The organism is Mesorhizobium sp. M0894, from assembly GCF_040319725.1.
Lineage (GTDB): Bacteria > Pseudomonadota > Alphaproteobacteria > Rhizobiales > Rhizobiaceae > Mesorhizobium.
Map to the genome: position 1 here is coordinate 166,047 of NZ_JAMYOG010000001.1, position 21,307 is coordinate 187,353.

24 protein-coding genes and 1 tRNA gene are annotated in these 21,307 nt (G+C 61.9%); 15 read left to right on the forward strand and 10 right to left on the reverse strand.

Annotated elements, in window-relative coordinates; genetic code table 11:
- Nucleotides 1–10: 10 nt before the first annotated feature.
- Nucleotides 11–1,000: a glutathione S-transferase family protein gene (locus NKH91_RS00915; RefSeq protein ID WP_352884451.1), complete on the reverse strand. Its 990-nt coding sequence runs from the start codon at nt 998–1,000 to the stop codon at nt 11–13.
- A 272-nt stretch (nt 1,001–1,272) separates the two neighbouring features.
- On the opposite strand from NKH91_RS00915, the gene NKH91_RS00920 reads away from it, so the two are divergent.
- The 4 genes from NKH91_RS00920 (at nt 1,273) to NKH91_RS00935 (ending at nt 3,924) form a co-directional block, all read left to right on the forward strand.
- Nucleotides 1,273–1,809, forward strand: a complete 537-nt coding sequence (locus tag NKH91_RS00920) for a GNAT family N-acetyltransferase (protein WP_352482039.1) — start codon at nt 1,273–1,275, stop codon at nt 1,807–1,809.
- Nucleotides 1,810–1,872: 63 nt separating this feature from the next.
- Nucleotides 1,873–2,634, forward strand: coding sequence for a 3-hydroxyacyl-CoA dehydrogenase (locus tag NKH91_RS00925; RefSeq protein ID WP_352642757.1), 762 nt, complete (start codon nt 1,873–1,875; stop codon nt 2,632–2,634).
- Nucleotides 2,606–3,412 (forward strand): HugZ family pyridoxamine 5'-phosphate oxidase, encoded by an 807-nt coding sequence (locus NKH91_RS00930; protein WP_198030492.1) that lies wholly within the window; start codon nt 2,606–2,608, stop codon nt 3,410–3,412. Before NKH91_RS00925 ends, NKH91_RS00930 begins: the two co-directional genes overlap by 29 nt.
- 173 nt (nt 3,413–3,585) lie before the next feature.
- Entirely contained in the window at nt 3,586–3,924 is a 339-nt protein-coding gene (locus tag NKH91_RS00935) for an ArsR/SmtB family transcription factor (RefSeq protein WP_023719268.1), read from the forward strand.
- Between the two features lie 80 nt (nt 3,925–4,004).
- On the opposite strand, the gene NKH91_RS00940 is transcribed toward NKH91_RS00935, so the two are convergent.
- The gene (locus NKH91_RS00940) at nt 4,005–5,009 is read right to left on the reverse strand and encodes a L,D-transpeptidase (protein WP_352846521.1); all 1,005 of its coding nucleotides are present in this window, start codon (nt 5,007–5,009) and stop codon (nt 4,005–4,007) included.
- Between the two features lie 300 nt (nt 5,010–5,309).
- Here NKH91_RS00940 and NKH91_RS00945 point away from each other — a divergent pair, with 300 nt between their 5' ends.
- The gene (locus NKH91_RS00945) at nt 5,310–6,107 is read left to right on the forward strand and encodes a TrmH family RNA methyltransferase (protein ID WP_352846519.1); all 798 of its coding nucleotides are present in this window, start codon (nt 5,310–5,312) and stop codon (nt 6,105–6,107) included.
- Nucleotides 6,108–6,245: 138 nt separating this feature from the next.
- On the opposite strand, the gene NKH91_RS00950 is transcribed toward NKH91_RS00945, so the two are convergent.
- Both NKH91_RS00950 and NKH91_RS00955 read right to left on the reverse strand, forming a co-directional pair.
- Nucleotides 6,246–7,409: a coiled-coil domain-containing protein gene (locus NKH91_RS00950; protein WP_352846517.1), complete on the reverse strand. Its 1,164-nt coding sequence runs from the start codon at nt 7,407–7,409 to the stop codon at nt 6,246–6,248.
- Nucleotides 7,410–7,577: 168 nt separating this feature from the next.
- Complete coding sequence (locus NKH91_RS00955) at nt 7,578–8,114, reverse strand: DUF1134 domain-containing protein (RefSeq protein WP_245278600.1); 537 nt, start codon at nt 8,112–8,114, stop codon at nt 7,578–7,580.
- A 385-nt stretch (nt 8,115–8,499) separates the two neighbouring features.
- Between NKH91_RS00955 and chpT the strand changes: the two genes are divergently transcribed.
- Nucleotides 8,500–9,129, forward strand: a complete 630-nt coding sequence (chpT, locus tag NKH91_RS00960) for a histidine phosphotransferase ChpT (protein WP_023719273.1) — start codon at nt 8,500–8,502, stop codon at nt 9,127–9,129.
- A gap of 236 nt (nt 9,130–9,365) precedes the next feature.
- A complete protein-coding gene (locus NKH91_RS00965; protein WP_023719274.1) occupies nt 9,366–9,734 on the forward strand; it encodes a response regulator in 369 nt (122 codons plus the stop codon).
- A gap of 94 nt (nt 9,735–9,828) precedes the next feature.
- Here the strand turns inward: NKH91_RS00965 and ctrA are convergent, their stop codons facing one another.
- The gene (gene ctrA, locus NKH91_RS00970; protein WP_006203583.1) at nt 9,829–10,524 is read right to left on the reverse strand and encodes a response regulator transcription factor CtrA; all 696 of its coding nucleotides are present in this window, start codon (nt 10,522–10,524) and stop codon (nt 9,829–9,831) included.
- Nucleotides 10,525–10,974: 450 nt separating this feature from the next.
- Here ctrA and NKH91_RS00975 point away from each other — a divergent pair, with 450 nt between their 5' ends.
- The gene (locus tag NKH91_RS00975; RefSeq protein WP_023719275.1) at nt 10,975–11,352 is read left to right on the forward strand and encodes a flagellar export protein FliJ; all 378 of its coding nucleotides are present in this window, start codon (nt 10,975–10,977) and stop codon (nt 11,350–11,352) included.
- 61 nt (nt 11,353–11,413) lie between these two features.
- Here NKH91_RS00975 and NKH91_RS00980 read toward each other — a convergent pair whose 3' ends face one another.
- Complete coding sequence (locus tag NKH91_RS00980) at nt 11,414–11,809, reverse strand: winged helix-turn-helix transcriptional regulator (protein ID WP_023719276.1); 396 nt, start codon at nt 11,807–11,809, stop codon at nt 11,414–11,416.
- Between the two features lie 94 nt (nt 11,810–11,903).
- Between NKH91_RS00980 and NKH91_RS00985 the strand changes: the two genes are divergently transcribed.
- Complete coding sequence (locus tag NKH91_RS00985) at nt 11,904–12,830, forward strand: NADP-dependent oxidoreductase (RefSeq protein ID WP_352846516.1); 927 nt, start codon at nt 11,904–11,906, stop codon at nt 12,828–12,830.
- A gap of 56 nt (nt 12,831–12,886) precedes the next feature.
- Here the strand turns inward: NKH91_RS00985 and sciP are convergent, their stop codons facing one another.
- Nucleotides 12,887–13,162: a CtrA inhibitor SciP gene (gene sciP, locus NKH91_RS00990; RefSeq protein ID WP_023679563.1), complete on the reverse strand. Its 276-nt coding sequence runs from the start codon at nt 13,160–13,162 to the stop codon at nt 12,887–12,889.
- A 261-nt stretch (nt 13,163–13,423) separates the two neighbouring features.
- On the opposite strand from sciP, the gene mnmA reads away from it, so the two are divergent.
- Nucleotides 13,424–14,614, forward strand: coding sequence for a tRNA 2-thiouridine(34) synthase MnmA (gene mnmA, locus NKH91_RS00995; RefSeq protein WP_352846514.1), 1,191 nt, complete (start codon nt 13,424–13,426; stop codon nt 14,612–14,614).
- A 14-nt stretch (nt 14,615–14,628) separates the two neighbouring features.
- Here mnmA and NKH91_RS01000 read toward each other — a convergent pair whose 3' ends face one another.
- Nucleotides 14,629–15,588 carry a Gfo/Idh/MocA family protein gene (locus NKH91_RS01000; protein WP_352482033.1) on the reverse strand — a complete coding sequence of 320 codons (960 nt, stop codon included), beginning with the start codon at nt 15,586–15,588 and terminating at the stop codon, nt 14,629–14,631.
- Between the two features lie 236 nt (nt 15,589–15,824).
- Here NKH91_RS01000 and NKH91_RS01005 point away from each other — a divergent pair.
- Nucleotides 15,825–15,901 (forward strand) — tRNA-Met (locus tag NKH91_RS01005).
- Nucleotides 15,902–16,222: 321 nt separating this feature from the next.
- On the opposite strand, the gene NKH91_RS01010 is transcribed toward NKH91_RS01005, so the two are convergent.
- On the reverse strand, nt 16,223–16,855 hold the full coding sequence (locus NKH91_RS01010) for a glutathione S-transferase family protein (RefSeq protein WP_352565091.1): 633 nt from the start codon (nt 16,853–16,855) through the stop codon (nt 16,223–16,225).
- A gap of 310 nt (nt 16,856–17,165) precedes the next feature.
- Nucleotides 17,166–17,789 (reverse strand): NAD(P)H-dependent oxidoreductase, encoded by a 624-nt coding sequence (locus NKH91_RS01015; RefSeq protein ID WP_352845685.1) that lies wholly within the window; start codon nt 17,787–17,789, stop codon nt 17,166–17,168.
- 294 nt (nt 17,790–18,083) lie between these two features.
- On the opposite strand from NKH91_RS01015, the gene NKH91_RS01020 reads away from it, so the two are divergent.
- From NKH91_RS01020 to NKH91_RS01035, 4 genes are read left to right on the forward strand one after another with little or no spacing between them, the layout of a single operon-like run.
- Nucleotides 18,084–19,016: an alpha/beta hydrolase gene (locus tag NKH91_RS01020; protein WP_352565088.1), complete on the forward strand. Its 933-nt coding sequence runs from the start codon at nt 18,084–18,086 to the stop codon at nt 19,014–19,016.
- 14 nt (nt 19,017–19,030) lie between these two features.
- Entirely contained in the window at nt 19,031–19,552 is a 522-nt protein-coding gene (locus tag NKH91_RS01025; protein ID WP_352565086.1) for a dihydrofolate reductase family protein, read from the forward strand.
- Nucleotides 19,553–19,577: 25 nt separating this feature from the next.
- On the forward strand, nt 19,578–20,507 hold the full coding sequence (locus tag NKH91_RS01030) for a sigma-70 family RNA polymerase sigma factor (protein ID WP_352845683.1): 930 nt from the start codon (nt 19,578–19,580) through the stop codon (nt 20,505–20,507).
- 36 nt (nt 20,508–20,543) lie between these two features.
- Nucleotides 20,544–21,269: an SGNH/GDSL hydrolase family protein gene (locus NKH91_RS01035; protein WP_352884446.1), complete on the forward strand. Its 726-nt coding sequence runs from the start codon at nt 20,544–20,546 to the stop codon at nt 21,267–21,269.
- Nucleotides 21,270–21,307 lie beyond the last annotated feature (38 nt).

The following is a 21,307-nucleotide window of genomic DNA, read 5'->3' on the forward strand; positions in this document are numbered from 1 at the left end:
GGCGCCGGTCTCACGCCGCCTTCCTGAACCTGTCGCGGTCGTGCAGCGCGCCATAGTCGAGCTCAGGCCCGACCGGCACGATGCGTGTCGGGTTGATGGTCTCGTGGCTGCCGTAATAGTGCGACTTGATGTGGTGCAAATTCACCGTGCCGGCGACGCCTGGCACCTGGTGGAGGTCGCGCAGATAATTCGACAGGTTCGGATAGTCGGCGATGCGGCGCAGATTGCACTTGAAATGGCCGACATAGACCGGGTCGAAGCGGACCAGTGTCGTGAACAGCCGCCAATCCGCCTCGGTGATGCGGCCGCCGACGAGATAGCGCTGCCTTGACAGACGGTCCTCCAGCATGTCGAGCGTCGAGAACAATTCGCCGAACGCCTCCTCGTAGGCTGGCTGCGTGGTGGCGAAGCCGGCACGATAAACGCCGTTGTTGACCGCGGGATAGACCAGCGCATTGACCGCATCGATCTCGCCGCGCAGCGGTTGCGGATAGAAATCGAGCTTGGCATCGCCCCATTCGTCGAAGGCCGAATTGAGCATGCGGATAATCTCGGAGGATTCGTTGGAAACGATGGTCTGCTCGCGTTTGTCCCACAGCACGGGAACGGTGACCCGGCCCGAATAGCCGGGATCGGCCCTGGTGTAGATCTGGTGCAGGAAATCGAGGCCGTAGAGCGTGTCGCCGGTCGCGCCGTCCTCGGCCAGGAACGTCCAGCCGTCGGCGCCCATGAAATGATGGACGACCGAGACGGAAATCACGTCCTCGAGTTTTTTGAGCACGCGAAAGATCAGCGTCCGATGCGCCCACGGGCAGGCGAGCGAGACATAGAGGTGATAGCGGCCGGGCTCGGCCTTGAAGCCACGTTTTCGCCCTTCGGCCGGGAAGCCGTGGCGGGTCACCCAGTCGCGCCACTGCGACTGCGCCCGCACGAATTTGCCGCCGCTCTCCCCGGTATCGTACCAGCGGTCCTGCCATTGGCCTTCGACTAGCAATCCCATGAAATGTCCTTTCGCGTTCCTGCCTGATGTAGGGCATGAAATGGACCTGCCGAAATCGCCAGCGCTGAACAGATCGTCAACAGCTGCGTCGTCGAGCGCAACCGGCCGATTGCGGCGGCTGAAAATTGGTGCTAGCGGACAATCCGCATGTTCGACTTTGCCCTGATCCGGTTCGACCGACGACGAAAGAGCGCCCGCGCTTGATGAAGCGCTGACTGGCGAACGCTGCCGCTTGCAGCAAACCTTTCCTCGCATACCGGAACGCAAAGACCATGAGCCTTGCCGACGTGAAATACCTGCCGGAAACTCCGGCGCATGATCCTGAAATCGAAGCCATCAATGACGAAGCCTTCGGGCCGGGCCGTTTCGTGCTTGCTGCCTACAGGATCCGCCAAGGTGGCCCGCATGAACGGGCTTTGTCCTTCGTGGCCGTCGACGGCGCAACCGTCGTCGCCTCGGTACGGATGACACGCATCGCCGCGGGCGCCGGCCGCGCGCTGATGCTAGGGCCGCTCGCCGTGCAGCCGGCCTTCAAGAACCTCGGCATCGGCCGCCGGCTGGTGGCAATCGCGCTCGAAGCCGCTGCCAAAGCCGGCGCGCCGGCCGTGATGCTGGTCGGCGACGAACCCTATTACGGTCCGCTCGGTTTCAAGAGGCTGCCGCGTGGGCAGATCTCGATGCCGCGTCCGGTCGACCTCGACCGGCTTTTGGCGCACGAGATCGTGCCCGGCGCAGTGGCAAGGCTGGTGGGCGAGGTTTGCCACGCCGACCAGGCGAGGATTGGCGAGCACATCGCGGCGATGGCGTGACCATGCCGGCGCTGTCGCACGGTGGCTTGGCAGAATAGTCTGGGCTCGGAGGAGGACGTCGAGATGAACCCGAACGGCCAGATTGCGATCGTCACCGGTGGCGGCTCCGGCCTTGGCGAGGCGACGGCGCGCGCTCTTGCCGCCGGCGGCGCCAGGGTTGCCGTCCTCGATCTCGGCATCGAGCGGGCGGCCAAGGTGGCGGCCGACATCGGCGGCATTGCCGTCCGATGCGATGTGAGCGACGCGGAAAGCGGTGCCGCTGCTGTCGCGGAAGTGGCTGAGACGCTCGGCGAGCCGCGCATCCTGGTCAATTGCGCCGGCATCGTTATCGGCATGAAGACGATCGGCAAGGACGGACCACATCCGCTCGACCAATACCGCAAGGTGATCGAGGTCAATCTGATCGGCACCTTCAACATGATCCGCCTGGTTGCCGACCGGACCGCGAAGCTCGAGCCGCTGCAGGGCGGCGAGCGCGGCGTCATCGTCAACACCGCATCGGTCGCCGCCTATGACGGCCAGATCGGCCAGGCGGCCTATTCGGCATCCAAAAGCGGCGTCGTCGGCATGACGCTGCCGGTGGCGCGCGATCTCGCCCGCTCCGGCATTCGCGTCTGCACCATCGCGCCCGGCATCTTCAGGACGCCGATGATGGCCGGCATGCCGCAGGAGGTGCAGGATTCGCTCGGTGCGGCAGTGCCCTTCCCTTCCCGTTTGGGCGAGCCTTCGGAATATGCCGCACTTGCCTTGCACATCATCGAGAACCAGATGCTCAACGGCGAGACCATTCGCCTCGATGGCGCCATCCGCATGGCGCCGAAGTAAACGCGACGGTGGTGCTTTGGACGAACCCAGGAAAGACGTGATCCGCGCGACCGACGCCGAGGCGATCAGGCTGGCAAAGACGCTGATCCGCAGCGCCCGTTTCGGCGCGCTGGCAGTGCTCGAGCCAGGAACCGGTTCGCCGCTGGCCAGCAGGGTCGGTGTCGCCACCGACATCGACGGCACGCCATTGATCCTGGTGTCGATGCTGTCCGCCCATACCGGCGCTATCCTTGCCGACCCGCGCTGCTCGCTGCTCGTCGGCGAACCCGGCAAGGGCGATCCGCTGGCGCATCCGCGATTGACGCTCGTCTGCCGCGCCGTACGGCTCGAACGCGGATCGAACGAACACGCCCGCGCCGAGCGGCGCTACCTCAACCGCAATCCCAAGGCGAAGCTCTATGCCGGGCTCGGCGACTTCTCGATCTTCCGGCTCGAACCGGAGCGCGCCAGCCTGAACGGCGGCTTCGGCAAGGCCTATCTGCTCGAACGCGCCGATCTGGTCGCGACGGGAGCAATCGTTGAAGAGCTTGCCGCCGGCGAGCAATCGGCACTCGACCACATGAACGCCGACCATCTCGATGCGATTGCCCTCTACGCAAGTCATTTCGGCGGGGCCGAGCGCGACGGCTGGATCGTCACCGGCTTCGACGCCGACGGGATGGATCTCGTATCCGGCGACAATGTCTGCCGGGTCTTTTTTCCCAATCCGCTGCAGGCGGCACGCGACCTCAGGCCTGTCCTGGTCGACATGGCAAAGGCTGCCCGATCGGCAAATTGATCACAGCCGCACAGTTAATCGGCTTGCATGGAAAGCAAGCCTTGAGATTTGAGCGAAATGTTCTACCTTTGCGAGTGACGCTGAATCGCTGGCGTGCATCTATAGGGAAAGTCTATGGAATCCGACGCTATTGCCCCCATAGCGGCGGATGAGCAGGAAGGCATGGGGGATCTATGGTCTCGAACAAGCTAGTCGCCAACGCCGGAGCCGCGGCCGCGTTTCTGACGCTGATGGGCAACGAAAAACGTTTGTTGATCATGAGCTATCTGGCCGAGGGCGAAATGTCGGTCGGCGCCATAGCCGAGAAAGTGTCGCTCAGCCAATCCGCTTTGTCGCAGCATCTGGCCAAGCTCAGGGCTTCCGACCTTGTCGAGACTCGCCGCGATCGGCAAATGATCTATTATTCCTGCAAATCCGGCGCGGTGCGCGAATTGCTGCACATGCTGGACGGCATTTTCGGCGAAGGTGAACTGTCGCAGATGGCTCACCGGCTGCGTCGCGCCGGGACCTGAGCGGCCGGAGCGGCCGGAGCGGAGGATGCCCCGCCAAGTCCGTTTGGCCGGCAAGTCCGCTTTGCTGCCAAGTCCGCCTGCTACTCAGCGCGCTCGTCGGCGGCCTGCGCAATCTCGTCCTTGAACTCGATCTTCGTGCCCGGCTGCACCATGGAAGCAAGGTCTTCGCCATCCCAATTGGTCAACCGGATGCAGCCATGCGAAAAGGTCGTGCCGATCTTGCCCGGTTCGGGCGTACCGTGGATGCCGTAGCTTTCGATGGAGAGATCGATCCAGACCAATCCCACGGGATTGTTCGGCCCGGCAGCGATGGTGAAGGGCCGCTTGGTCTTGACCCCCTTGAAAGCGAAGTCCGGATCGTAGTGATAGGTAGGGTTGTGCACCACGCGCTTGACCTCTGCCGTGCCGCTTGGCGCCGGCTTCTCATCGCTCCCAATCGAGGCGGGGTAGACCGCCAGCCATTTGCCGGCACGGTCGAGCACACGCACCAGGCGAGCGCCCTTGTCGATCTCGACGGCGGCAACCCCGGCGGCAGGGTCGCCCCTGCCGACATCAGGCACCACCAACGTCCTGCCTGGTTTCCTGAGACTGGTGCCAGGATTAAGCATTCTCAACAATTGTTCGCTGATATGGAAGCGCTCGGCCAACTTCTCCACCGCATTGCGGTAACCGAGCCGCCGCAAGCGGGCCATCCTCTCCAAGCGGGCCGGAATACGCTTGGTGAAAGGTCCGCGCACGTCCTTGCGCATCACCTCATAGGTCACCAGCACCGGCCTGGCGGAGGTTGCGATGAGTTTGCTCCAGGTCGGTGGATCGAGCTTGCCGTCGGGCGGAAGTCCGTTTGCCGCCTGAAACGCGGCGACGGCCTTGGCGAAGTTCTGGGAAAGACGACCGTCGATCAGGCCCGGCGAGAAGCGGGCGCGATCCAGAAGGATCTGCGCCTTCAGCAGCATCGGATCGACACCCTTCGGTTCGCCGATAGTGAATTGGGCCTGATTGACGGTGGCTGGATCGAGCTTGGCTGCGCGAGCCACGCCGCATGCGAGGGCAAGCGTGGCGGCGAAGACGAGGAGGAGCCTGATCATCGATGTCCTCCCAGGACTGCAGCAGGAGCCCGCTTCTATGACGCGGCATGGCCCTGTGTGGTTCCTTCGCCCGATCGAAATTCTGAATTGAAGCGGCTTGGCCGAAGGGCCGTGCCGCGGGAATCAAGTATTTCTCGTCGCCAGGGGGCCTCGGCCCGGCGTCCAGTGATTGGGCTTGACCGTTCGAACGGCGTGCATCCATTTGGACGCTGAGATACGGTCCGAGCTTCGGATCCGGCATCATGCCTTCCGAAACCGAATCCCGATTCGCGGCCGATGCCATGGTCGGCCGAGGAAGCCATGAATCCGATCCGCATAGACGACCCGCAGGATCCCCGCGTCGCCGCCTATCTCGACATCCGGGAGCGAGATCTTGCCGGCCGGCAAGGCCGTTTCGTCGCCGAAGGCAAGGTGGTGCTCGACACGCTGCTCGCCGCCCGGCGCTTCGAGGCAGAATCGGTGCTGGTACTCGAAAACCGGCTGGCCGGCCTCGATGACGTCCTGCGCAAGGCGCCTGCCGGGCTCCCGATCTATGTCGCATCCAGCGAAATCATGGACAGGATCGCCGGATTCCACATGCATCGCGGCATATTGGCGATCGGCCGCAAAGGTGCGGCCATCTCCGCTGAGGCCTTGCTCGGCGCGCTGCCCGCCCGCGCGCTGATCGTTGTGCTGGTCGGCATCGCCAATCATGACAATATGGGCTCGATCTTCCGCAATGCCGCCGCCTTTGGCGCGGATGCCGTGCTTCTCGATCCGACCTGCTGCGATCCGCTGTATCGCAAGGCAATCCGCGTCTCGGTGGGCGCCGCCTTGAAAGTCCCCTTCGCCTCCTTTGCCGACGCCGCCGGCTGCATCGCCATACTCGACCAGCAAGGCTTCAGCCAATTCGCGTTGTCGCCGCGCGGGCAAATCGACATTCGCGATGCCAAGACAAACGAGCGGCTGGCTCTCTATCTCGGCACCGAGGGCGAAGGCCTGCCGGAAAGCCTGCTTGCTCGCCTGCAGACGCTGCGGATCGGTATGGCGCAGGATTTCGACAGCCTGAACGTCGCAGCGGCGTCAGCCATCGCACTTCATCATTTTTCCGGGGCCTGATGCATGTCGCGCAAAAGTGTGCAGCGGTTTTGCGGTAACGACATGCATCAAAACAAGAACATAAAGCGCGTCGCATGAGGCCGGTCGAACACGACGCGCTTTAGGCCGGGGGCGTCCCGCTCTTGCGCTTGCGGCGTCTCAGTTGGTCGATGCGGCCTTCTGCAGCGCCCGCACCCGATCGGCAAGGCTGCGTCCGCCGCTCTCCGGCCGCGCATCCTCAGGCGCTGCAAGCGCCTGGGCGATCGGCGAATCCGGGCCGTCGAGCTTGGCCGTCAAGGCGACGACTTGCGCTGCCAGATCGTTCATCTCTTCGCGCAATGCCGCGCTGGCGCTGCCGGTATCGTCTCCGGCGTGTGATTTCGATGTTTCGACGGCAGCAAGATCTGTCTTCAGCCTCCTGTTCTCGCGTGCCAGCGATGTCAGCCTGGCCTCCAGCCGCTCGCGGTCGGCATTGAGCTTGGCGCTTGCCTTTTCGATGTCGCCGTTGGCGGTCGCATTGACCTGGCTTCCTGGCATGCCGGCAAGGGCCGCCGCAGGCGGGCTTTCAGCGCCTTTCGCCCTTTCGCGAAGGCGCACCAGTTCCTTTTCGCGGCGCTCCAGCCTGTCCTCGCGATCGGCCAGCGTGGCGAGCAGGCGTTCGACCTTCTTTTCCAAGTCGCCGGTTCTTTTCTTCTCGGCCTTCAGCGCGTCCCGCAAAACCTTGCTTTCGGCTGTCAATTCCTGGCTGCGCCTGTCCGCCTCCTTGCGCTGGCCGCGCAGCAGCGAAATGTCGCTTGCCAGCTTCTGCAGCTCGGATTCGCGCGCCACCAGCTCGATCTGCCGGCTGCTGGACGAAAAACTGGCGTCGTCATACATGTGCTCCAGTTTTCGCAGTTCGAGCCCGCGCTTTTCGAGCGCGCGCTCGGTCTCCGCAAGCCTCTCCGACAGCTGCTGCAGCTGCTCATCGCGCTTGCGAAGCTCCTCGCTCCTGGTTGTGAGGTCGGCGACGACCCGGTTCTTGTCCTGCCGCTCGGCCGCCAATTCCTTCAGGGCTTCGCGGTCGCGGCCGATCTCGACCAGCTGTTCGGCGGCTTTCTCGCGCAATGACTTGATGGTCATTTCGAGCCGGCGTGCCGAAACGGCGAACTCGGCGCGGACGCGATCCTTGTCCGCCTGGATCTCGGCCAGCGTCAGCGGCATCGAACCCTCGACGCGCCTGCGCGTCAGCGCCACCGCCCGCCGCCAGACGGCCGGGGCAATCATCAGCGCCAGAAAGCCCGCGCAGAGAAAGCCGAGGACAAAGAACAGGATCGACTGGACCAAGATGACTATCCGTTATGCATGGCCGGCCGTTATGGGCGGCAGGCAATGGTCAAAGTTCGACTTTGCCATCTTCGCATGACGGAAATCCGGCACCACGGCAAGGGTCTGCCGCGGCAAAGCTCAGACCGTGGGATCACAGGGCCAACCGCAGTGGCGCCATCGTGCAGGTCAGAACGGATTCCAGGTCGCGCGTTGGGTGAGCTTGAGGTAGCCGAGATTGACGCCAAGACGGGCGCCCACGCCGGTACGGATCGGCACGAGCAGCACATTGTTGTTCTTCAGCACGTTGAAACCGACGCCGGCGATGACATAGGCGGAGCCGGCGACGCCGCCAAAGCGGTTATAGAGGCTGCTCACATCGTCGAGATTGTAGACCAGCATCATCACGCGCGAGCCCTCGCCGCCGAAATCCCAGCCGAGCGACGGGCCTTGCCAGAACACTTTGTGATCGCCGGCATTCTTGGTGTAGAGCGTGCCTTCGCCATAGGTCAGGCCACCGATCAGCGCCCCGGACCCCTCTTCGCCGAGCAGGTAGCCGTTCGGCAGGCCATAGGTGGCGAAAATCTTCTCGACGACCGTGGCCAGCCCACCCGATGTCGCGCCGAAGAATTTATGACCGGAATCAACGATCTCCTGGGCGGTGTACTCTTGCGCCCGCGCGGCCGATGTCGAAAAGGCGACAAGGCCGATGAGCGCGATCGTCATTGAGATGACACGGAAAAAAGTCCGGTCGTAGAATCGGGAAACCATGCTTCCAATCTCCGTCAGGGAGCACTTTCGCCGACGCCTCGCACCCGCACGGCTCTTTGGCGGCCGTCAAGGATGACTGTTAGGGGCAAACTATGCCGTAATCCTTTTTCAACCATTAAACTCTCACATGAACATGGCGGTTCGAAGGCTGTTTTCGCATGCCCGCGCAGCACCCAGGCTGCGTGAACACACCATTTTCGACAATGATAATTTTGGATTTGTTGCTGCACGCACAAGCGCTGTGTATTCACAATGCTTGGGAGAGAGGGTGATTCGTGTGGACAGGCGTGATCATGATCGCCCGGTCATTTTGTTGTGAAATTTGCAGGGATTTTTGCCGATGGCCGAGCTTTTCACCCTTTCCGCACCCGACCTGGCAGCGCTGCTGTGCAGCCGGGTCTGCCACGACATCATTTCGCCGGTCGGCGCCATAAACAACGGGCTTGAGCTGCTCGACGAAGGCGGCGCCGACGAAGACGCCATGAAGCTGATCCGCCAAAGCGCCAAAAACGCCTCCGCCCGCCTGCAATTCGCCCGCATCGCCTTCGGCGCCGCCGGTTCGGCCGGCATGCTGATCGACACCGGGGACGCCGAGGCCGTGGCCATCGCCTTCCTGAAGAACGAGAAGCCGGAACTGGTCTGGAACGGAACCCGCGCCCTATTGCCCAAGAACAAGGTCAAGCTGCTGCTCAACCTCATCCTCGTCGCCAACGCCGCCATTCCGCGCGGCGGCAGGCTGGTGGTCACGCTGGAGAACCTCGAGACCGAGCCGCGCTTTGCGCTCGCGGCGAGCGGCCCGATGCTGCGCGTGCCGCCCAAATTCCTGGAATTGCATTCCGGCCACAGACCGGAAGAGCCGATCGACGCGCATTCGGTGCAACCCTATTACACGCTGCTTTTGGCCCGCGAAGCCAACATGACGATATCGATCCATGCGACCGCCGACGAGATCGTCCTTTCCGTAGCCTGAAGTTCTCCAAAAGAGCGCGAAGTATTTCTCCAGGTCATATTTGCGGCACTGTCTTAACATCTGCGAGACGGGCTTGCGGATTGATTGGATGAAGCATTGCGAAAGAAGATTTCGCTTACAACACCTTCAGGAAAATTTTACCTAACGGCTTTTCGGCTTCTTTACCAGATCGGCCTATGTTCCCCGGCAGATGCCACGACGCTGCCGGTTCGCCGCATGGCAAAGAGGGTCCGGGAATGAAACGCTGCATGTTCGTCGACAATTCGAGCGTCATCAGGAAGGTTGCAAAGCGTATCCTGGGCGGCTCCGGCATGATGGTGATCGAAGCCGCCAGCGGCCATGAGGCGATCGAGATGTGCACTGCCGACATGCCGGACATCATCGTCGTCGACGGCGCCTTGCCGGACATGCAGGCGCAGGACCTCATCCGCCGCGTGCGCTCCATGGAAAGCCCGGTATTGCCGCAAGTTCTGATTTCGCTGGTCGAGGTCGACGTCGGGGCGATCATGCGGGCAAAACGCGCCGGCGCCCAGGGTTACCTGCTGAAGCCGTTCAACCGGCCGCAATTGCTCGAGTGCTTCCGCGCCTTGAAGATTGCCGCCTGATCAGGGGTCGTTCCATTCCGATGAAATCGGGATGAGGCTCTATCTTATTGTTTTACTGTGTTCTTTTCCGAAAACCGGCATCCACTTTTCGGGATCAGGCGCTGACGCGGATATCTTCCGGCTCACGCAGCACATAGCCGCGGCCCCAGACGGTCTCGATGTAATTCTGCCCGCCCGATGCGGCGTCGAGCTTCTTGCGCAGCTTGCAGATGAAGACGTCGATGATCTTCAGCTCCGGTTCGTCCATGCCGCCATAGAGATGATTGAGGAACATTTCCTTGGTCAGCGTGGTACCCTTGCGCAGCGAGAGCAGCTCCAGCATCTGATATTCCTTGCCGGTCAGATGCACGCGCTGGCCACCGACTTCAACGGTCTTGGCATCGAGATTGACCACCAGGTCGCCGGTGGTGATGACCGACTGGGCATGGCCCTTGGAACGCCGCACGATGGCATGGATGCGGGCGACCAGTTCGTCCTTGTGGAAGGGCTTGGTCATGTAATCGTCGGCGCCGAAGCCAAGGCCGCGCACCTTGTCCTCGATACCGGCCATGCCGGAGAGGATGAGGATCGGCGTCTTCACCTTGGACAGGCGAAGTGTCCTCAAAACTTCATAACCCGACATGTCGGGGAGATTGAGATCGAGGAGAATGATGTCGTAATCGTAAAGCTTGCCTAGATCGACACCCTCTTCACCAAGGTCGGTCGTATAGACATTGAAACTTTCCGATTTCAGCATCAGCTCGATGCTTTGTGCGGTTGCACTGTCGTCTTCTATCAGCAGAACGCGCATTTCATTCCCCTTTTCTGCTGCCGGACCATTTCACGACCCGTCCAGGACCGGAGCAGTGATTGCCTGAGCAGAGGCTGCCATCGAATGGTTAATAAAACCTAATTCCCCGTCCATGACGGTATCAGATTTTTTAACCCCTTTCTACACCTTGTTGAATCCAATAATGAATCACAGACCCAAACCGTTAATGCAGCACATTAATAAGCCAGACTAAGTGACTCTTCGGACTCGTTGGCCGGGTTTCGCGACGAGTAGCAGAATTTTTACCCGCCCTTAAGTCCTGAGCCGTATGATTAACAATGCCCGTAAACGAATGGTTACCGCCGGCAAAAAACTTTAGGAGTTTGTTTCCCATAGTTCCGGGAAAGCCGGTGGAAACGGGTGAAGCCTGGGCCTTGCCGGGTGAATTGGACGATATGTGCAGGTGTGCGTTTCCGGGAGTACCGAATCATGAAGTCACGTGAAAACCTCGTTCGGCTGAAGCAATTTCAGGTGAGCGAGAAGCGGCGGCAGCTGCTGCAGCTCGACATGATGATCGCCGAGTTCGAGCGCATGGCCGTCGAGCTGGAACTTCAGATCGCGGCCGAAGAGAAGAAGGCCGGCATCACCGACATCAATCATTTTGCCTATCCGACCTTCGCCAAGGCGGCACGCCTGCGCCGCGACAACCTCAGAAATTCGCAAAGCGACCTCGCCCAGCAGCGAAATGTCGCCGAATCATTGCTGAGCGAAGCCGAAGCGGAGCTTTCCAAGGCCGAGATGCTCGAATCGCGCGACACCAAGGCGCGCGACACGGAAGCCGGCGGCCGCAGCGCCATGATCGGCTGAAAACAAGGCTTAACGCGCGTCGCGCTTGAGCGCTATTGCTGTGCACCGAACGGTGCCGGCCTCAGGCATCCAGATCTTCTTGCTGTTCGGCCGCCCGCGCGCGGGCGTCCTTGATGTCGGGCACATGCTGCTCCGACCAGGCCCTGATCTGATTGAGCAGTCCTGCCAGGTTCTGGCCAAGTTCGGTCAGCTCGTATTCGACCCGCGGGGGAATGACCGGGAACACCTCGCGCCGCACCAGGCCGTCGCGTTCCAGGATACGCAGCGTCTGCGTCAGCATTTTCGGGGTGATGCCTTCGAGCTTGCGCGCCAATTCGCCGTTGCGGAGCCGGCCCCGGCGCAACGCACAAATCACCAGGTGGACCCATTTGCTGGCGAGCGTCTCGAGCACCGCGTGCGAGGGGCACGTCCGTCGGAACGCGTCATAACCGGAAGGGAAACAATCTTCGCTATCCATGAGGTGCGTATATATCAAAAAGGTACATACTAGACAAGAGAATATTACTATCCAAATGATAGTGGCATATCAAACCAGCAGGAGAGAGCCTCCCATGCGTGCCATTATCCAGAATTCCTTCGGCGCACCCAACGTCCTCGTCATTGCCGATCGTCCCGCGCCATCACCCGAGGCCGGCGAAGTGCTGGTCCGCATCGAGGCGGCCGGCATCAATCCGGTCGACGGCGCAGTGCGCGGCGGCCACTATCCGCTGCTTGGCGAGCCGCCCTTCATCCTTGGTTGGGACGTTTCGGGAACTGTCGAGGCGCTGGGCTCCGGCCTGTCCGGCCTTAAGGTCGGCGATGCCGTCTTTGGCATGTCGCGCTTTCCCAAACAGGCGGCAGCTTACGCCGAACTCGCCACTGTCCCGGCTGATGAGCTTGCGCCGAAACCTGAAGGCATAGACCACGCCCAAGCCGCCGCGCTGCCGCTGGCCGGCCTGACGGCCTGGCAAGGCCTTGTCCGCCATGGCCGGCTCAATCCTGGCCAGCGCGTGCTGATCCACGCCGGAGCCGGCGGCGTCGGCCATCTGGCGGTGCAGATCGCCAAGGCGCGCGGTGCTTACGTCGTCGCGACCGCCAGCCCGGAAAAGCTCGATTTCGTCCGCTCGCTCGGCGCCGACGAGGTGATCGACTACACAGAGGATGATTTCACCGGAAAGGCTCGCGACATCGATCTCGTTCTGGAGCCATTCGGCGGCGAGCATGCGGAGCAATCGCTAAAAGTGCTCAAGGCCGGCGGTGTTCTGGTGTCGCTGCTCGATGTCAGCGATGCCACCAAGGCAAAGGCCAGGACGCGAGGCATCCGCGTCGAGCGCATGTCCGTGGTGCCCGACCGTGCCGCTCTGGTGGAGCTCGGCAAATTGATCGACGCGAAAAAGCTGGCCGTCCACGTGGCAAAGGCGTTTCCGCTCGAACAGGCCGGTGCCGCCCATGCCTTTCTCGCCACCAGGCCGATCGGCAAGGTGGTGCTGACGGTCTGAAATCCCAGATCGTCGCTCCTGCAAACTTAAGGGCGCCGATCGGCGCCCTTATCGGCCTAATGCCGGTATTGCTGGATGCGCGTGGTGCGCAGCCCGGCAAGGCCGTATTCGTCGATCGACGCTTGCCAGGACAGGAATTCCTCGGTGGTGAGCTTGTAGCGCTGGCACGCCTCTTCCAGGCTCAAAAGCCCGCCACGCACCGCCGCCACCACTTCCGCCTTGCGCCGGATAACCCAGCGACGTGTGTTCGTCGGCGGCAGATCGGCGATGGTAAGTGGGCTGCCGTCAGGCCCGATAACGTATTTGACTCGCGGTCTAATTAGATCGGTCATCGTACTCTCTACAAAAAACTCAAAGACCCAATCCCCACCACATTACCGCCACAGCTTTAAAATTTGGCTAAGCAGACCCTAATGGATAGGTAAGGATCATGAACGCCGCGTTAGTCTTTTCATCGGCATTTGAGATATCTGCCGGCAAGCGCGTTGAACCCGGCTGGAAAAAATGAGCCGGCCTGCAAAGCTGGCGCGGCCGGGACGCTTGACCTATATTCCGGCCATTGGCATTGAAGCGCCGCGCAGAACGAAAGAACCATGAACAGCTTCGATCTTCCCGGACGCCCCGAAAACACCCGTGTCGTCGTCGCCATGTCGGGCGGTGTCGATTCGTCGGTTGTTGCCGGTCTCTTAAAGCACGAGGGCTACGACGTCGTCGGCGTCACGCTGCAGCTTTACGACCACGGCGCGGCAACGCACCGGGCCGGCTCATGCTGCGCCGGCCAGGACATCGACGATGCCCGCCGCGTCTCCGAGACGCTCGGTATCCCGCATTACGTGCTCGACTACGAGGAGCGTTTCCGCAAGGCGGTGATCGACCCGTTCGCCGAGAGCTATGTCGCCGGCGAAACGCCGATCCCTTGCGTCTCCTGCAATCAGACGGTGAAATTCGCCGATCTTCTGGCGACCGCCAAGGAACTCGGCGCCGATGCGCTGGCCACCGGCCACTATATCCGTTCCGGCGCCAATGGCGCCCACCGCGCGCTTTACCGGCCGGTCGACGCCGACCGCGACCAGAGCTACTTCCTGTTCGCCACCACCCAGGCGCAGATCGACTATCTGCGTTTTCCGCTCGGCGGCCTGTCGAAGCCTGAGGTTCGCGCCATCGCCGAGGAGATGGGACTGACGGTCGCCGCCAAGCAGGACAGCCAGGACATCTGTTTCGTGCCGCAGGGCAAATATTCCGACATCATCGCCAAGCTGAAGCCGGCTGCCGCCAATCCGGGCGACATCGTCCATATAGACGGGCGCGTGCTTGGCCGCCACGAAGGCATTTTGCGCTACACCGTCGGTCAGCGCCGCGGCATCGGCATCGCCTCCGGCGAGCCGCTCTACGTCGTCCATCTCGACGCCGACCGGGCCCGCGTCGTCGTCGGCCCGCGCGAGGCGCTGGAAACCCACAAGATCTTCTTGCGCAACATGAACTGGCTGGGCGATGGCCCGCTGACCGAGATCCCGGCGGCCGGGCTTGAGCTTTTCGCCAAGGTGCGCTCGACGCGGCCGCCGCGCCCGGCCGTGCTGCATCACCGCGCGGGCGTCACTTCGGTGGAGCTGGTCGACGGCGAGTCCGGCATCGCGCCCGGTCAGGCTTGCGTGCTCTATTCCGACGACGGCAACGAGGCGCGCGTGTTCGGCGGCGGCTTCATCGAGCGCTCCGAGCGCGGCGCCGAAGCCGAGGCGATGCTGACGCGGCTTGCCGTCCAGCCGGCGCGGGTTCCCGCCGAATAGACGGCGCTTTTCGCTTAGGGCCTGGTGTGGGCGACGGTGCCGGCGGTCAGGATGCGCAGCACTCGGATGGCTTCCTCGCCGCTGGTGCGCGGTTCGGCCCGCGTCTCGATGCAGTGGATGAAATGCTCCAGCTCGCGCGTCAGCGGCATGCCCTCGCCGACCGCCACATAGGACGGCTCGTTGGCGGTGAACGCCCATTGGCCGCTGTCCTGCCACACCGCGTGGCGGTAGACGGCAAGCTTGCGCTCCCACGGCTCGACATCGTCGAACACCGCCATCGCCTTGGTGCCGACCACGGTCAGCCGCCGTTCGCGGTAAGGGTTGAGCCGCGAGGCGAACAGATGGCCGCGCAGGCCGTTGGGAAAGCGCATGTGCAGATGCGCGAAGTCGCTGAGATTGTCGAGAAGGGCAGCGCCTTCGCCGCGCACCTCGACCGGCTCGGTGCCGGTGATGGCGAGGATCATCGACAGATCGTGCGGCGCCAGATCCCACAACGCGTCGTTTTCGGTGTGGAACTTGCCGAGGCCGAGCCGATGCGAATGGATGTAGCGGACCTCGCCGAGCTCGCCATTGTCGATCAGCGCCTTCAGCGTCTCGAAGGCGGGATGGAAGCGCAGCACATGGCCGACCATGAAGACACGGCCATTGTCGGCGGCAGCCTGCACCGAGCGCTCGGCGTCGGGCACCGTCAGCGCGATCGGCTTCTCCACCAGCACGTCCTTGCCGCCGAGCACGGCGCGCACCGCCATGTCGGCATGGAACTGCGGCGGCAGCGCCATGACAATGGCGTCGACATCGTCGCGGGCAAACAGCGCCTCCGGCTCGATCGCCAGGCAATCCTGCTCGCTGGCAAAACCTTCCGCACGCGCAGGGTTGACGTCCGAAACCGCGTGCAGCGCGCCGAGCGCCTTGAGGGTGCGGATGTGGTTGCTGCCCCAGTATCCGCAACCGAGGACTGCAATGCGCGGTTTCATCAATTTCTGACCATGGCTTTCGTGGGCGAGACATAGCGACGTGCCTCGCCGAACTCAACCCCGGCCTGTGCGCCCAAATGTCTGCCCGGCAAAGCTTTAGGCGCCAGCAATATGCCGGCGCGGCAGCCACTTCGATGCTTGACAGGCTTGGCCTCGCAACCTTATATCCGCGCGACCTTGGCGAACGCGCCGATATGCCTGCCGATTTAAGCTGGATTTCGGGCCTTCGCCGCCCTGGCGGGGTAGCTCAGTTGGTTAGAGCACGGGAATCATAATCCTGGGGTCGGGGGTTCAAGTCCCTCTCCCGCTACCAGCCTACCTATAAGCTATTGAAATCACAACAAAAACATGAACCTTTGGTAGCGTCCTGTCCAAAAAATCTTCAATGATTTCAGGGCCAAGCCTGCTACCTTGTGGTGCCAACGAACGTCGCCAAGGCGCCAGACGCGGTCTTTGCCAAGGAGATGTTCTGATGTCGCCTTTGGGGCCGACAGCTGACTGACAGCTTTGGTGGACAGACACCACAAAGCTGCCATTTCTCACGCTGGCGCCGAACGACAGCTATTGGCCATAGCCGAGGTGGAGCACCGCACCCCAACGTGGAGGCTTCCGATCGCGGCTAAGCTATCCTCAATCAGCCGGTCGCCAGTTGAGCGTCGAGGGCCCGCTTGTAGGCGGGCCGCGCTTCGCCACGGGTCACATAGGCGGAGAGGTTCGGATATTCGTCCAGGATACCCGACGCTCTTAACCTGAGCAGCACCGAGACCATCATCAGGTCGCCCGCACTGAACGCACCATCGAGCCAGTTGGCCTTGTCAAGACGTCGGGACAGTTGGACAAGCCGATTGCGGATGCGATCCTGGACGAGAGCCAGGCGTTGCGCGGCCCAGGACTTGCCGCCTTCAAGGGACTTGGCGGTTACAAGTTCAAGGATCGGCGGCTCCAACGTATTGAGCGCGGCGAACATCCAGGTGATGGCGCGCGCCCGGGCATTGGCATCGTCCGGCAACAGGCCCGAATGGCGTTCCGCGATATGGAACACGATCGACCCGGTCTCGAACAACCCGAGATTGCCTTCTTCGTAGGTCGGAATTTGCCCGAAAGGATGAAGCGTCAGATGCACCGGCTCCTTCATCGCCTTGAACGAAACGAGGCGAACCTCGTAAGGTTGGCCCGCTTCCTCCAGCGCCCAGCGAACGCGCATGTCACGCGCCAGTCCCTTGCCGCCATCGGGCAACCGTTCAAAGGCGGTAATGGTGGCGGTCATCGTTTCTCTCGATATCTTTGTTTCCATCCCAAGGACGAACGACCGGCGCGTTTCACGATACTGACCCCCGAACTTTGCGGCTCGACCGCTACGCCAAGCCTCCACAAGCATTTCATGGTGTGTCCTGTTCCAATACGTTTGGGAGGACGACCTTGGGATGACCGCCCATCAACAGCTAAGACGGACCAATCCAGCGAAAGGATACGTCGCCGGCATCAGGATCTGCGCCGCGTGCTTGGATAGGCCCGAGGCGGACGGGAGCCGAAATTCGGGCGAGCACGGTTATGACAGAATTGCGGACGGATCGGATTTAGTTACATTCAACTTGCCCGAACGTGGTCCGGCATTTGGCAGTGGCCTCCTCGAGCCAGTTCTCCCGTTGCTCCTCGGAACTGCCGACAACTGGCCTGAACACATGTCGTTCATGTTCCAGAACCCCGCAATATGGGAGGACGCATCGTCCCCAGATCAGTCCGAGCGGATCACCGAGGTCATTCACCTCTCGCGTCGCATCGGTATCGGAAGTATTGAAGATAATGGCTTTCTTGATCGATAGGAGGCCTTCGGGCAACCCATCCGCGGTTTTCAGGCGATAGGCAACACCAGGAACCAGAACGCGATCGAGCCAGCCCGCCAGAATCGCAGGTGGCTTCCCCCACCAGTTCGGGTGGACGATCAGTAGACCATCCGCATTCGCGACTTGCGTCCGGTGCTGGAGCAAAACGCGATCCTCGGCGCGTGAAAGCGCTTTTTCCAGCGTGTCGCCGAGCGTGTAGGCCTCTTCCGCGGTTAGGCACGGATCGAAGCCTTCCATATAGAGATCGTGATGTTCGATTGCGTGGCCGTCGCCGATCAGCGCGTTGCGAACGCGTGCGGAAATTGCGTGGCAAAAGCTGTTGGCACGCGGGTGGGCTATGATGGAGAAGATGCGCACCGTTTACTCCTCGGCTGAGAGGCGCAGGAATTGAGGGACGGGCAACCCGAGCTACCTCGCCTTGGTTGCCGTGCCGACATTGTCGATACCGCACGAGAGAACGACAGATAAATGTTCATTTATGGCCAATGACGGCAAGGGTCAAAGGTTGCGCTGCAGTTGCCGCCAGGATCGGATCGGTGCAGATCCGCGCATCTGCCGGCGACGTATCCTTTCGCTCAGTTCGTCCGTCTTAGCTGTTGTTGGGCGCGGTCATCCTGAACGTCGCCCTCCACAACGAATTGGAGCGTGACAATGAACAGCAAGCAGAGTTCAGCGAACAAGATACACTACGAAAAGCTCGCCGAGGCCTGGCGCAACGGTCGGGAATTGCCGCCGGAAGTCTCCGAGTGGTCTGTCTTGACGGCAGAACCGGGCGGCGTCGATTACATCGAGACCAAACTCGGCGACAAGACCGCGCTTTGGGTTCAGCCAAAAGCGGCGGCCAAGGATCGGGTCATGCTTTACCTGCACGGCGGTGGCTATGTCGGCGGATCGATCTGGACCCATCGCAAGATGGTCGGACACCTCGCCAAGGCGATCGGCTGTTACGCTCTGCTCGCCACCTACGACTTCGTTTTCCAGAGCAAGTTTCCGCGCCAAATCGAGCAGGCCGTGACCGCGTTCGAGTGGCTCGCCGAGCAAGGTATCGCGCCGAAGCACACCATAGCTGCAGGCGATTCCGCTGGCGCTGGCCTGATCGTTGCGGCCGCGATGAAACTCCGCGATGCGGGACGTCCGCTGCCCGCAGCTATCCTCAGCATCTCTGGCTGGCTCGATTTTTCGGCGAGCGGGCTCTCTTATGAAGCCAATCGCGAGAAGGACGCCTTCTTCCAGAAGGCGGCCGTGGATATGCTGGCATCGCAAGTCCTTGCAGGGACCGATCCCAGGAATCCACTCGCCAGCCCGATCTTTGCCGATCTGAAGGGCCTGCCGCCGATCTATCTGCAAGTGGGTGGAGACGAAACCCTGCTCGACGACAGCCGGGCGCTTGCCGACCGCGCAAAAGCCGCCGGCGTCGAGGTGCGCCTGGACGTATTTCCGGGGATGCTGCACTCCTTCCAGATGATGGCCGGCCGCGCTCCCGAAGCCGACGACGCGATAGCGCGGTTGGCACAATGGGTTCGCCCCAAGCTCGGTCTGGCCGCAACCGCGGCAACACGCGCTGAAGGTCAGGAGGTTGCATGACTCGCAAATTGAAAGTGGGGAGCTTCGTCTCGCTCGACGGCGTGATCGAGAACCCGATGACGATCGCGGGGTCGTATTTCGATGAAGAGGCGAAGGAATATTCGTACGAAGCTTTGGTCGATGTCGAGTTCCTACTGCTCGGTCGTGTTGCTTACGAGATGTTCGCCTCGCGTCCGGAGACGAGAGGTGACAAATACGCAGATCGCCTCAACGGCATGAAGAAGCTCGTCGCCTCCCGAACGCTCAAGAAGACGGCGTGGAACGCCTCGTTGATAAGGGGCGACGTTGCTGCCGAGCTTGCAAGGATCAAGCAACAGCCGGGCGGCAACATCGTGAAATACGGCATCACCAACCTCGATCGGACCCTCCTCGCCGCGGGCCTTGTCGATGAGTATCAGATTTGGGTGATCCCCAAGGTGGTCGGCGAGGGCAAGCGCGCATTTGAAGACGTTGACAACGATCTCGTCCGCCTGAAGCTTGTCGATACGCATCGCTTCGAGAATGGGGTCATGGTTCTCACCTATGTTCCTCAATGACGCTAATATGTGGCAGGTGAAGGACATGCCTGGGCGACCGATCGGCCTATTCGACGCGCAGTATCGAGCCTTCCTCGAGACAGTGTCGGGCGTCCGCGCGCAACTGCATCGCTATTGCACCCGCATGACCGGCTCGCGGCTCGACGGCGAGGATCTCATGCAGGAGACGCTGTTCGAGGCCTACACGAAGATCGAGACCCTCGACGATGTCAGCAGGCTGAAACCCTGGTTGTTTCGCATCGCTCACAATCGCTGCATTGACTTTGTGAGGCGGCGCCTTGCGCGCGAGCGAGCGGAAAGCGCCTATTCGGACGACATCGGCGTCATCGCTGCAGAGCCAGCGACCACTGATGCCCATCGCGCCGTCGAACGGCTGGTCGGTCACCTGCCGCCCAAGGAGCGCGCCTGCGTGCTCTTGAAGGATGTGTTCGACTACTCGCTGGAAGAGACCGCAGAACTCGTGGGCTCGACGGTCGGCGGCGTCAAATCCGCGCTCTCCCGTGGACGGGTGAAGCTCGCCGGCTTGCCCGCTGAACCTGCCGGTGAACCGAGCCGTCCGCTTGATCCCGACACCGCGCGGCTCTTGCAGCGCTATGTCGACCTCTTCAACCGCCATGACTGGGATGGCGTGCGGAGCCTCACAAGTGCCGATGCCCGGTTGCGGGTCGCCGACTGCTTCGATGGCCTGCTCAGAAGCTCTCCCTATTTCGTCGAATACGAGCAAAATCCACAGACGTGGACCATGACGTCGGGGGCGATCGACGGAGAACCTGTCCTGTTCGTGCTCTTCCAGCGAGGCGACCAGTGGCAGGTCGGGTGGCCGGTTCGTGTCCATGTCGCCGGCCGCCTCATCGACCGCATCGAAGACTATTATGCCTGCCCGTGGGTCGTTGGAAACGCCTCGGAGTCCGACTTGACGCTCACGCTTGGGCCAGTTGTCTTGCGAGGAGCATGAGGCGACGATTCCTCACTCTGGCTCGGCGGAGTTATTATGATGAGTCCTCAACGGAAAATAGTGGCCTGCCTCGGATCGAGCAGCACGGCGGGCAAGGGCCAGGCATTCGATTGGATCGCAGAGCTCCGCCGGCGGCCGGGCTACGGGCAATTTGAGTTCCGGAATTTCGGCGTCGGCGGCGACCTGGCCTATAACGCGCTGCAGCGGCTGCCGGACGTGCTCGGCAAGGTCATCGTCTGGGTCGGCGGGAACGACGTTCTCGCGCTCGTGTCCCGCAAAGTGCGGCGGTTCTTTTCGTTATGGAAGCGCCTTTCTCGCACGCCGTCGCCTGATTGGCTCCACGAGAATCTGGCCGAGACAGCACGCAGGCTGAAGCGCGGGACGGCGGCGGACATCGGCCTTTGCTCGCTCCCTCCGATAGGAGAAGCGCCGGATTCGGACGACCCGGTCCAGAGCGAGCTCAACCGGCGGATCAAGGAATATTCTGCGATCTGGCGGCCATCGCGCACAAGGAACGCTGCGGCTATGTCCCGCTCCATGAGGCGCTCACCGAGGCGGTTCGCGCCTCGCCTGGCCGGGCCTACACGGCGTTCAACCTTTCTTCCATTCTATCGCGATGCTTTTCGCGTACTGGTGCTGCGGCAGCGTCCGGATGATGTCGCCCGCGTAAATGGCTGGCTATTTCACACCGACGGCGTGCACTTGAACAGCCGGGCAGGGCTGATTGTGGCGGATCGCCTACAGAAATTCGTTCAGGCCTGAACCCTGAGCGGCAAGGCTGTATCCGATTTGCGCACCTA